The 12,302-nt window shown below is 59.3% G+C and carries 8 protein-coding genes; 5 read left to right on the forward strand and 3 right to left on the reverse strand.

Annotated features, from left to right (window positions below; genetic code table 11):
• Nucleotides 1-15 precede the first annotated feature (15 nt).
• On the reverse strand, nt 16-3,813 hold the full coding sequence (locus AC2FIR_RS00920; protein ID WP_496761809.1) for an efflux RND transporter permease subunit: 3,798 nt from the start codon (nt 3,811-3,813) through the stop codon (nt 16-18).
• The gene (locus AC2FIR_RS00925) at nt 3,810-5,042 is read right to left on the reverse strand and encodes an efflux RND transporter periplasmic adaptor subunit (RefSeq protein ID WP_496743689.1); all 1,233 of its coding nucleotides are present in this window, start codon (nt 5,040-5,042) and stop codon (nt 3,810-3,812) included. The genes AC2FIR_RS00920 and AC2FIR_RS00925 overlap by 4 nt, the downstream gene beginning before the upstream one ends.
• A gap of 226 nt (nt 5,043-5,268) precedes the next feature.
• Here AC2FIR_RS00925 and AC2FIR_RS00930 point away from each other — a divergent pair, with 226 nt between their 5' ends.
• The 5 genes from AC2FIR_RS00930 (at nt 5,269) to AC2FIR_RS00950 (ending at nt 10,917) form a co-directional block, all read left to right on the forward strand.
• Complete coding sequence (locus AC2FIR_RS00930) at nt 5,269-5,940, forward strand: hypothetical protein (RefSeq protein WP_496743691.1); 672 nt, start codon at nt 5,269-5,271, stop codon at nt 5,938-5,940.
• 45 nt (nt 5,941-5,985) lie between these two features.
• Entirely contained in the window at nt 5,986-7,308 is a 1,323-nt protein-coding gene (locus tag AC2FIR_RS00935; RefSeq protein WP_170610172.1) for a PQQ-like beta-propeller repeat protein, read from the forward strand.
• Between the two features lie 49 nt (nt 7,309-7,357).
• Entirely contained in the window at nt 7,358-8,821 is a 1,464-nt protein-coding gene (gene der / locus AC2FIR_RS00940) for a ribosome biogenesis GTPase Der (protein WP_480888663.1), read from the forward strand.
• A gap of 433 nt (nt 8,822-9,254) precedes the next feature.
• Nucleotides 9,255-10,241, forward strand: a complete 987-nt coding sequence (locus AC2FIR_RS00945; protein WP_496761812.1) for a fatty acid desaturase — start codon at nt 9,255-9,257, stop codon at nt 10,239-10,241.
• Between the two features lie 91 nt (nt 10,242-10,332).
• Complete coding sequence (locus tag AC2FIR_RS00950; RefSeq protein WP_170805453.1) at nt 10,333-10,917, forward strand: helix-hairpin-helix domain-containing protein; 585 nt, start codon at nt 10,333-10,335, stop codon at nt 10,915-10,917.
• A gap of 64 nt (nt 10,918-10,981) precedes the next feature.
• On the opposite strand, the gene serS is transcribed toward AC2FIR_RS00950, so the two are convergent.
• The gene (serS, locus tag AC2FIR_RS00955; protein WP_496743696.1) at nt 10,982-12,274 is read right to left on the reverse strand and encodes a serine--tRNA ligase; all 1,293 of its coding nucleotides are present in this window, start codon (nt 12,272-12,274) and stop codon (nt 10,982-10,984) included.
• Nucleotides 12,275-12,302 lie beyond the last annotated feature (28 nt).

A 12,302-nucleotide genomic window follows, 5' to 3' on the forward strand; every position in this document is an offset into this window, starting at 1 on the left:
GCCGGCCCATGATCTTTATTCTGCTGCTTTCAGAGGCGGATTGGGTGGTTGATCCGACGCCTGGTCCGGTTTGGCCACGGACAGAGCGTCTGTGACCTCATCGTCCTCCCAGATAACCTCGGTCGCCTGCGCTTTTCGCGCCGCCCGTCCAATGGCCATATCCTGTGCCAGCCGGCTGGCGCGGCCTGCCGAGGCGCGGGCCAGTGCCTTGCCCAGCCAGATTGTGTAGGTCGCCACCCAGACTCGCAGCGCCAACAGCGATGGTGTCACGATCAGTGTCAGTACGGTCGCGATACCCAGGCCAAAGACAACCGCAGTGGCAAGCTGTTTCCACCACAGGGCGGTGGGGCTGTCGATGGAATAACCGCCGTTGATGAAGTCCAGCGACAGACCGAACATCATCGGTGTCAGACCCGCCATCGTGGTCAAAGTGGTCAGCAGAACCGGACGAATGCGCGCCTCGGCGGTGCGGACGATGGCCTCGATCCGGGGCATGTAGCGGCTGTATTCCTGATAAGTGTCGATCAGAACGATGTTGTTGTTCACCACGATCCCGGCCAGCGCCACGATGCCCGTCCCAGTCATGATGATCGAGAACGGCTGTTGCATGATCATCATTCCGATCAGCACCCCGGTTGTGGACAGAACAACCGCCAGCAGCACCAGCACCGAGTTGTAGAACGAGTTGAACTGCGCCAGCAGGATCACGAACATCAATCCCAGCGCACCCATGAATGCATTCACAAGGAAGGCGCCGGACTCTTCCTGTTCCTCCTGGTCGCCGGTCCATTCCCAGCTGACCGCTTTCGAGAAAGGTCCAGTGTCCAACCACTCCGTCAGGACGGCAATCCGTTCATTGGGGTTGATCAGCGAGAACTGCGCGTCGCCATCCTTAATCGCAGACCGGATATCCTCGGCGCTCTGGCTACCGGTCAGCTCGACAATCTCATACGCCTCACCATCGGGGCTGGTCAGGGTCGCGCCCTTAGGCTCCGCGCCTTCCGCAACCGCCCGGACAACGGCCAGCCTTTGTTCTGTGCCGTCCGCGTTGGTGATAACGACCTTGCTCAGCCCCGGTTCTACGTCCGCTTTGATGTCGTAATACCGCTCCTGATTGATGCGGTTGATCTCGGCCAGTTTTTCAACCGGCTTGCGGGTTACGAAATTCGATAGTGGCACCAGACCATCCGAAGTGCGGACCTTCAGCGAATCCAGCGTGGAAAGAACGCGGTCTTCTTCGGGCAAGCGCACACGAATCTCGACCTCTTCATCGGTATTGTCCGGGCGCATCTCACCCAGCAGGATACCGCGTGTCACCAGTTGCACCATAGCGCCCACAGTCGCCACATCGGCCCCGAAGCGGCCCGCCTTGGCCACGTCTACGTCGATCTGCCAGTCAATGCCGGGCAGGGGCAGGGTGTCTTCGATCCTGACCAGACCGGGGGTGGTGTCGAACGCCTCGCGCGCGGACAGGGTTGCTGAGGTCAACTCCTCCCAATTGTTGCCCTTGATGCGCAGATGCACCGGTTTGGCCGAGGCCGGACCCTGATCCAGCGGCTGAAGCTCGACGATGATGCCGGGCAGTTCGGCCAGACTTGCGGTCAGTTCCTCAAGCACCATATCGCCGTCGTATTTGGGATCGATGAAATGACGGTCAAACAGCCCGCCGAGGATCGGCTCTGACACATTCGGGCGGTCTTCCCACGGGATGATTTCGAACTGCACACGGCCAACGGTGTCGCCGGGGGCCTGCGCGCCACCGGTGTTCTGGTTCAGCCCACCTTCACCGGCAAAGGCGAAGACGTTGATAACAGCCGGGTGCGCGCTGATGGTCTGTTCAGCGGCCAGAACAATTGCGTCTTTTTCCGCCAGAGACAGGTTGCCACGGGCGCGGACATAGGCGGTGGCCTGTTCGGGCTCAGTCTCGACAAAAAACTCGACGCCGCGGTTGTTGTTCGAAAAGGCCGTCATCACAGATACAACGGCAAAGCCGATCACCGCGATCGAGACGATCGGCATGATCGGATTGCCAACGAGGAATTTTACCATATAGCCAAAGACCGTGTGTTCTTTGGCCGTGTGCACGTGGTCGTCTTCGCGGCGTTCGATCTTTGCCGCGCTCAGCGTGACCGACCCTGCAAAGGCACCCGTCAGAAACAGGAACGCGCCGAACAAACTGCCTGCGGTGCCGCCGATTGGAAGCAGATAGGTCGGGTTCAGCACCTGCATCGCACCCAGGAAAATCAGGTAGAGCGATGGCGGCACCAATACGGCGCGTACCCACCAGCGGGTTCGCGCGCGCAGCCAGTTCGACGTGCGGTCAAAAGTCCGGCTCAACCGGCCCGAAACACCGCCCATCACGGGCAGATAGATCAGCGCCACAATCAGAGAGGATGACAGAACGAAGATCAACGTGATCGGCAGCATCTTCATGAACTCGCCCGGAACGCCGGGCCAGAACAGCATGGGCAGAAACGCACAAAGCGTGGTCGCCGTCGATGATACGATGGGCCAGAACATCCGCTGTGCCGCCTCGACATAGGCGTGCATCGGGCCGACGCCTTCCTTGATGCGCTTGTCGGCGTATTCGACCACCACGATGGCCCCGTCGACCAGCATCCCGACCGCAAGGATCAGGCCGAACATCACCATGTTCGAAATGCTGACGCCCATCATGGCCAGGAAGGCGAAGCACAGCAGGAACGAGGTCGGAATCGCAAAACCCACCAGCAGCGCCGCACGAGTGCCCAGCGACGCCAGCACAACGATCATCACCAGCGCAACGGCCGTCAGGACGGAACCTTCAAGCTGGCTTACCATCGAGCCGACGATACGGCTCTGGTCATTCGACGTGCCGACATCGACTGCTGCCGCCAGTTCCGGAGGCCAGACCTTCTGAGCCTGGGCAACGACTTCTTTGACCTCGTTAACTGTGTCGATGACGTTAAAGCCTTTGCGCTTGACCACCTGCAAGGCAACGGTGGACTCGCCATCGAACCGGGCAGTGCCTTCACGGTCTTCAAAGGTGTAATTGATCTGCGCCAGTTCGCCCAACGTGACAACGCGGTCGCCATTGACCTTGACCGGCAGCCCGTAAACATCCTGCGCCGTCTTGAAGGACGAAGGGATTTTGACCGAGAAGGTGCCTTGCGCCGTCTCGACTTCACCAGCAGCGATCAGCTGGTTGTTGTTCTGCACAACGTTGATCAGTTCAGCGGCGGTGACGTTGTATGCCTCAAGCCGCAATGGGTCGATCACCACTTCAAGCAGTTCGTCCCGATTGCCGGCAATCCCGGCTTCCAGAACGGAATCCAGTGCTTCAAGATCGTCCTGCAGGTCTTTGGCAACACGGGCCATTGTGCGTTCGGGAACCGCGCCGGTCAGGTTGACGATGACGATTGGAAATTCGGAGAAGTTGATCTCGTTCAGCGAATACTGCTCGGCACCTTCAGGGAAATCTGCCTGCGCGCTGTTCATCGCGTCGCGGACATCGGCAGTGATCGCGGTCTTGTCCCAGCCGAAGTCGAATTCAAGTGCAATCCCGGCATAGCCTTCTGCGGCGGTGGCGGTCATTTCCTTCAGACCGTCCAGATCCGCCAGTTCGGTTTCCATGGGCTTGATCAGCAGGTTTTCGGAATCTTCGGCCGAAATGCCGGGAAACGAAACCGAGACGAACAGGGCCGGGATTTCGATATCCGGCTCGCCTTCTTTTGGCAGGCTGACATAAGCAAACCCGCCAACTATCAACGAGATCGCGATGAAGGCCAGGACCATTCGGGCCCTGTCGGCGGCCCAACTGACAATACCCGTCATTGCGACAATTCCCGGTAGGTCGGCGCGACACTGACGCCTTGGGTCACGAATTCCTGCCCGACGACAATGATATCCACCGTTTCAGGCAATCCGTCGATCCAGACACCGCTTGAGGTGTCACGCAGCAGATGAACAGGCATGAAGTCGACTACATTGCCCGCTGCAATTGTGCGAACCCCCAATTGGCCTTCATTGTTCAGCGTCAATGCGGATTGCGGCAGCAGGTGCGCCTTGGCGCCTTCGGCTGCGATGCGAATGTCAGCGGTCTGGCCGTCGCGGATGGCCAGTTCCGAGTTCGGAACGGTGATCTCAACCTCGAAGGTCCGGGTGGTTTCATCGGCGGAACGGCTGAGGAACGTCACACGGCCCGTAACCTCAAGACCGGTCACCAGTTTGGCCGAAGCCTCGGACCCCACAATGATCCGGTTCACTTCGGTCTCGGGAACAAAACCCACCAGCTTGATCGGATCCAGCTGAATGACGGTTGCACAAAGCGATCCTGGCTGCATCAGGCTGCCCAATTCCGCCGTGTCGCTTTCCAGCAGGCCACGGAACGGCGCTTCGATGGTGAGGCGGTCAATCTCGCGCTGGGCCGCTTTCACCTCGGCCGCGGCAGCTTCGATACCGGCGCGAGTGGCCTCCAGACCCGCTTCGGCCGATTTCACACCTGCTTCAGCGGTGCTCATGGCGGCCTCGCTGGAGATCCGACGTGTTTCCGACCCAAAACCCGTTTCAGACAGCTTACGCGCCGCTTTCAGGTTGATCTCGGCCTCGGCCACGCGCGCATGTGCTTCGGCAAGCCGGGCCTCGGCTTCGGGGATACGGCTTTCGGCCTCAAGCTTGCCCGCCATCGCTTCGGCCAGGCTGGCCGGGCGGGTGCCGGGGTCGAGTTCGCACAAAAGATCTCCGGCCTCGACAAAAGTGCCCTTGCGCTTGGGTTCCGACACTACGGTCGATATCGTTTCGGCCAGCACTTCGACCTGACGGTTCGCCTTGGTCTGGCCACGCAACAACACTGCGCTGTCGATCTCGCGCGCCGATGACCGCAAGGCGACGACCTTGATTGCATCCGGATTTTGGGCAGCTTCCGCGCCCTCACCACCTTCAGCGGCTTGTGCTTCCGTTACGTCATCTTTTCCAGCAAAGGCGAACAGGGCGTCCCTTTCGAACACCAAAAAGTATAATGCAACAATTACCAAAAGCGCGTTTGCTAATGAAATCAATCGCATGCAGAAATTCTCCTAGGATTCATTGCCAGATTTTCACTGGCGCTTATGCCTCAAAATGGGGTCCGGCATAGGCCATTTCCATACTGAACTGAATAGTTCGGTTTAGTTTTTTTCGCAAGGGCGCACTAAGCCGGTGAAAATGTGCGAAATCGGACCCTTGGCTTGGACGTGGTGCCGGGGTATGACATGGCGCTAATATGACAGGACACTAAGCCTGGGGGCAGGGATGAGCGACGTCGACAGTTTCATTGATGAGGTGACAGAAGAGGTGCGCCGCGACCGGCTGTATCTGCTTTTGCGCCGCTGGGGCTGGGTGGGTATTGCGGCGGTTGTACTTATTGTAGGCGGGGCCGCTTTCAACGAATATCGTAAAGCCAGCATCACAAGTCAGGCTCAGGCGCTGGGCGATGAAATTCTTGCGGCGCTGTCGCAAGATGATTTCGCCGAACGTGCCGCCGGTCTAAGCGGGATACAAACGCAATCTCCGGGTGGGGACGCAGTTCTGAAAATGCTGCTGTCCGCATCGCAGAACGAGGCCGGTTCGGCGCAGGATGCCGTGACCAGCCTGAACGCGGTTGCGACGCAAGCTGATCTGCCCGAAATCTATCGCGCCATCGCGAGCTTCAAGGCGTTGTTGTTGCAAAGCGAGACCCTTTCGGCGGACGAGCGTCGCCTGCAATTCGAGGCACTGGCCACGCCCGGTGCGCCGCTGCGCCTGTTGGCAGAAGAACAGCTTGCGCTGATTGATGTCGCCGAGGGCAACACCGCCGCTGCGATTGATCGTCTGCAAGCGCTGCGGCAGGATGCCGAAGTTGGTGTCGATCTGCAGCAGCGTGCGACCCAGCTGATCGTGGCGCTGGGGGGCGAACCGGAACAACTGGTCGCCCAGCAAGGCTGATTGAGACAGCGAAACAAGAATGACGACAGGCGAGTTCGGAACATCATGGTAACGAGACTATTCCCCCGCATTGGACTGCCATTGGCGGCGATTGCCCTGACGACGCTTGCGGCCTGTCAGGAACCCGAAGTCATTCTGCCCGGTGAGCGCGAAGACATCCGTCCCGCGTCCGATACCGAAACCGTTGAAACCCGTGGGTCCAAACCGATCAGCCTTCCGGGGCAGACATCGAACGCCAATTGGGCGCAGAGCCCGGGCACAGCCGCTTTTCGAACCACAAACGCTGCGCTCAGCTCAGCGCCGCAACGTATCTGGTCCACTTCGATTGGCGAAGGCGATTCCCGCAAGAAAAGGATTACAGCGGAACCGGTTGTTGCAGGCGGGCTGATTTATACCCTCGATTCCGGAGCCACAGTGTCGGCCGTTACGCCTCAGGGGCAGGTCGCCTGGAGCACCAACCTTATCCCCCCAAGCGACGGTGATTCCGACGCGACAGGCGGCGGAATGGCCTATGCCGACGGGGTTTTGTACGTCTCATCCGGGTTTGGTCGTCTCACGGCGCTGGATGCCAAGACCGGCGCGCAACGCTGGCAGAAGCGGCTGAACGCAACCGGCAGCGGTGCGCCGCTGGTCAAAGACGGGTTGCTTTACGTCGTCGCCGGGGATGAGACCGGCTGGGCTGTGAATACCAAGGATGGCCGTATTGCCTGGCAGGTCGAAGGAACACCCAGCGTTGGGAACGTGCTTGGGGCACCGTCGCCTGCGCTGACCTCGGACCTCGCGGTCTTTGCTTTCGGATCCGGTGATATTGCCGCGACGTTCCGCAGGGGCGGCATCCGCCGTTGGAACGCTTCGGTCGCGGGCGGACGTCGTGGTCGCGCGGCGGCCCGGATCGTTGATGTCACCGGGGGGCCAATGGTAACCGGGGACACGATCTACATTGGCAACCACTCGGGCCGGACCGTGGCACTGGAAGGCGGGTCCGGAGAACGTAAATGGACCGCCAACGAAGGTGCGGTTGATACGGTCTGGCCGGTCGGAAACAGCGTCTTCCTGATCAGCGACCGCAGCCAGTTGGTGCGACTGAACGCAACAGACGGATCGGTGATCTGGGCGCAGGACCTGCCCGGATTTGTCAAGGACAAGCCCGGACGGCGCGGGGCGATCTTTGCGCATTATGGTCCGATCCTTGCTGGCGGGCGCATCGTTGTGGCCTCAAATGACGGGTACGTGCGCTTTTACAGCCCGGTTGACGGAACCCTGGTTCACCGGATCGAAGTCCCCGGCGGGGCGACAGCGTCGCCCGTTGTTGCGGGGCGCACTTTGTATATCGTGTCCACCAAAGGTGCACTGCACGCTTTCCGTTGACGGCAAGATGCGCTAAAGGGCGCACCTTGAGTCTTGAAAGTTGAGTATCATGTCGCTGACCCTCGCTATCGTGGGGCGCCCGAATGTGGGCAAATCCACACTGTTCAACCGCCTTGTGGGCAAGCGCTTGGCCCTGGTCGACGATCAACCCGGCGTGACACGTGACCTGCGCGAAGGCGAAGGGCGGCTTGGCGATCTGCGATTCACCGTGATCGATACGGCGGGTCTTGAGGATGCAACGGATGACAGTCTGCAGGGGCGGATGCGCCGCTTGACCGAGCGCGCGGTGGATATGGCCGATGTCTGCCTGTTCATGATCGATGCGCGTGTGGGGCTGACCCCCACGGACGAGATGTTCGCGGAAATCCTGCGCAAACGATCCAAACATGTCATCCTTGCGGCCAACAAGGCCGAAGGAAATGCGGCGGATGCCGGCGTGCTTGAGGCTTATAATCTGGGTTTGGGAGAGCCCGTACGCCTGTCGGGCGAGCATGGCGAAGGAATGACCGACCTTTACGCCCACCTCATGCCTCTGGCGGACGCGATGGCAGAACAACAGGCCGATGAGACGCCTGTGACAGATGTGGAACTGGACGAAGAGGGCGAAGGCGAAGCGCGCCTGATCACCGATGCGAAACCGCTTCAGGTCGCTGTTGTCGGTCGTCCAAACGCCGGAAAATCCACCCTGATCAACAAGATTATGGGTGAAGATCGTCTGCTAACGGGTCCCGAAGCCGGGATTACCCGCGATGCCATCAGCTTGCGGATCGACTGGGCCGATCCCGATGGCAACAGCACGCCGATGCGGATTTTTGACACCGCCGGAATGCGCAAGAAGGCCAAGGTGCAGGAGAAGCTGGAAAAGCTGTCCGTCTCGGACGGGCTGCGCGCGGTCAAGTTTGCCGAGGTCGTGGTGGTTCTGCTGGACGCGGCCATACCGTTTGAACAACAAGACCTGCGCATCGCCGATCTGGCCGAACGCGAAGGCCGTGCCGTGGTCGTCGCGGTCAATAAATGGGACATCGAAGAGGACAAGCAGGAAAAACTGCGCGATCTGAAAGAGTCCTTTGAGCGGCTGTTGCCCCAGTTGCGCGGTGCCCCGCTGATCACCGTTTCAGCGAAAACGGGCAGGGGGCTTGAGCGTCTTCGTGCCGCCATCCTGCGCGCTCATGACGTCTGGAATCGCCGTGTGCCGACCGCAGCCCTGAACCGCTGGCTGGCAGCCATGCTGGAACAGCACCCGCCGCCGGCACCGCAGGGACGTCGGATCAAGCTGCGCTATATGACCCAGGCCAAGACCCGCCCGCCTGGGTTCGTGGTCATGTGCTCGCACCCGGACAAGATGCCGGACAGTTATTCGCGGTATCTGGTGAACGGGTTGCGTGAGGATTTCGACATGCCCGGCACACCAATCCGGCTGACCCTGCGTGGGCAAGGGGACAAGAACCCATACAAGGGGCGGCGCAAGAAAAACGCCGGGGCCCTGGCAAAGCACCTGAAGGGGCGCGGCTGATCTTTGGGTCTGGTCCGGCTGACGCAGCCGGACCGGATCATGGATTCTTGATATGTGCCCGGTTCCAAAGCCTCGGTACGCTTCGGCCGGTTCACGAAAATTGCGAAGGGCGCGGCCCCAATTCCGGTCAATCGCGAACATGAGTCAAAAAAGATAAGAATATCGCGATATTTGTACGTACTGGCGCCGTCAGTTTTGATCTTGAGAATGCGAGGCAAAGGTGCCGTAGGGTCAATCTCGGCGCCGGTGACGGAACAGCTTGGCAAAGACTTGAGCGGATTTCCCCGATCACTTGGACAATGTCTGAAAGAAAATGCTATCTATGCCATTGTTGGAGCATAACAATTACCCGCGCCGGTCTTGCTTTGAGACTATTCGTGTATAATCTGACGATGAACGTTCACACCGGCCAACAGAGGAAAGTGGGGCGGTTATGGATCTCAGGGAATATACCCGCCGATATGCGGTTCAGGACAATCGGCTTGCCAGCCTGAGCTATTTTGGGACTTTTGCGGTGTATTTCACATCGCTGGCTTTGGCGATCATCTTCGTGGACCGGTGGTATGTCATGGTCCCGGCCGGCATTGTTTTCGCATTTTCGGCAGTGCGCCTTTACGTGTTGCAGCACGATTGCGGCCATCATTCCCTGTTTGAGACGCGTCAACAGAACGAATGGGCGGGGCATGGCTTGTCACCCTTCACCTTTGCACCTTTCGAGGTGATGAAGCAGAACCACAATCTGCACCACGCCGGTATCGGCAATCTGGAACATCGTGAGACCGGTGAAATTCACACCATGACGCTGCGCGAATGGCAGCGCGCAGACTGGAAATCCCGTCTGTTCTACAGGCTTTATCGCAATCCGTTCATCCTCGTGCCGGTTGGTGCGCTGTTCACCTACTTCATTCGCTATCGCTGGCCCAAGAACACCGTGCGATTTGGGGCAGGTGGGGTGCTGTTGCACAATCTGTCGATCATCGTGTTTCTGGGTTTGCTTTATTATGTGGCCGGGACAACGGGGATTCTGGTCTGGTTGGTTTTTTCGTTGTTGGGCGGAATGCTGGGGGTGTTTCTTGTGTATCTTCAGCATAACTTTGAAGACACATACTGGGATCGCCGCCCGGATCTGGACCCACAGGTTGCCGCTTTGCAGGGTTCTTCAGCGCTGGACTTCGGCTGGTGGTTCGACAATGCGGTCGCCTGCATCACGCTGCATGATATCCACCATTTCAACGCGCGCATCCCGTCCTATCGACTGCGCGCCTGCCACTATAACCTGCCGCCTGAATTCACCCCGCGGCGGATCAAGTTTCGCGAGGCGGTGGCAGCACTGAACCTGAAGCTTTGGGATGAGGATGCTAAACACCTTGTTCCGTTCCCCAGGAAGGCCTCGACAGGCAATCTGGCTCATAGCGGCTAACATCATGCGGTGAGCCAAGCTATCAGGGGGTTGGGGGGATGTACATCCGACGTTTATATGTATTCGAGCGACGAATTGGAAAGGACCAGTAATGACCGCAGTGACCAACATAAAAGGTGTGGGCCAAGCGCTTGCAAAATCGTTGAGCGACAATGGATTCAAAACTGCGGAAGCCATCGCCAAGGCAAACGCCGCTGATCTGGTCAAAATCCCGCGCATTGGTGCATCACGTGCGCAAACACTGATCGCAGCCGCCAAGGAAGCTGTTGCTAAGCCAACTGGGACCAAGCCGACGTCCCGGCGCGCACCGGCCCGAAAACCTGCGGCCCGCAAAACCGTAGCTGCGGCTGCCGCTGAAAAGCGGGCAAAAGAAGAGGCGCGCAAGGCGGCCGAAGAAAAAGCTGCGAAGGAACAGGCAGCAGCCAAAGCCCAGAAAAAGGCCAAAGCCAAGGCCAAAGCCGAAAAAGCCGCCAAGAAGCGGCGCGAGATGGAGGCGGCCTTTTCCGAGGCGAAAGATAAAGTGAAGGCCAAGTCCAAAAAGGCCAAACAGAAGGCCAAGTCCAAAAAGGACAAGGCGAAGAAAGACGTTGCCAAGAAGTCAGGCAAAGACGCCGCCAAGAAGTCCGGCAAAAAAGAGGGAAAAAAGAAGAAGGACAAAAAAAAGGCGAAGAAGTAGTCCCTCTCCGCCTCGGCTTGTTTCGAAAACCGGCACCGTTTCAGACGGTTGCCGGTTCTTTGTTTCAGGCCAGCGTGCCGTCCGTCTGCAAAGTCAGCTTGCCGCCCAGGTAGGGGGCCAGGACGTCCGGAAGGGTAACGGTTCCGTCTTCATTCTGGCCGTTTTCCAGGACGGCAATCAGGCAGCGCCCAACCGCAAGACCCGAACCGTTCAGGGTGTGAACATATTCCGGCTTGCCGCCGCTTTCGGGGCGGAAACGCGCGTTCATGCGGCGGGCTTGAAATGCCCCTGTTGTCGAAACCGAACTGATCTCGCGGTATGCATCCTGCCCCGGCAGCCATGCCTCGATGTCGTAGGTCCGGCGCGCGCCGAAGCCCATGTCACCCGTGCACAGAACCACGGTGCGATAGGGGATACCCAATTGCTCCAGCAAATCCTCGGCGCAGCGCAGCATACGCTTTTGCTCGTCATCCGAGTTGTCGGGATGGGTGATCGAGACCATCTCGACTTTTTCGAACTGGTGCTGGCGCAGCATGCCTGCCGTGTCCTTGCCCGCGCTTCCGGCTTCGGACCGGAAACAGGCGGTGTGCGCGGTCATGCGGATGGGCAGGGCGCTTTCTTCTAGAATGTCACCGGCGACGGAATAGGTCAGCGTGACCTCGGATGTTGGAATAAGCCACCAGCCATTGGTGGTCTGATAGCTGTCCTCGCCGAATTTGGGTAGCTTGTCGGTGCCATACATTGCCTCGTCCCGCACCAGAACCGGCGTCTGCATTTCCGTCAGGCCATTCTTGTCAATATGCGTGTCCAGCATTAACTGCGCCAGTGCGCGATGAATGCGGGCGACGCCTTTCGACAGGTTCACGAACCGGCTGCCGCTGGTCTTGGCGGCGGTTTCAAAGTCCATCGCCGCGGCAACGGCAGGGATTTCGTAGTGCTCCTTGGGTTCGAATGCGAAATTACGCGGAGCACCCCAGCGATTGACCTCGACATTTTCGTTTTCATCCGCGCCTTGCGGCACGTCGTCGGCAGGGACGTTGGCAATGCGCGCCAACTGGTCGGTCAGCAGGGCGTCCAGATCTTTGGCTTCGGTCTGCATCCGGGCAATCTCGGCCTTTTTCTCGGCCACCAGTGCGCGCAGACGCTCAAACTCGGTTTCGTCGCCGCGCGCCTTGGCGGCGCCGACTTCTTTGCTGGCCTTGTTCTGCTCGGCCTGAGCGGTCTCAGCGGCAAGTATCTTGGCGCGGCGGCTTTCATCCAGCCTGAGCAGGTCAGACGACACCGGCGCGTCCCCACGGCGCGCAAGGGCGGCGTCGAAGGCGGCTGGGTTTTCGCGAATGGCGCGGATGTCGTGCATTGTTCAGATCCTTGAATACGTGAATCAC

It is taken from the genome of Ruegeria sp. CDSB136 (assembly GCF_059610965.1).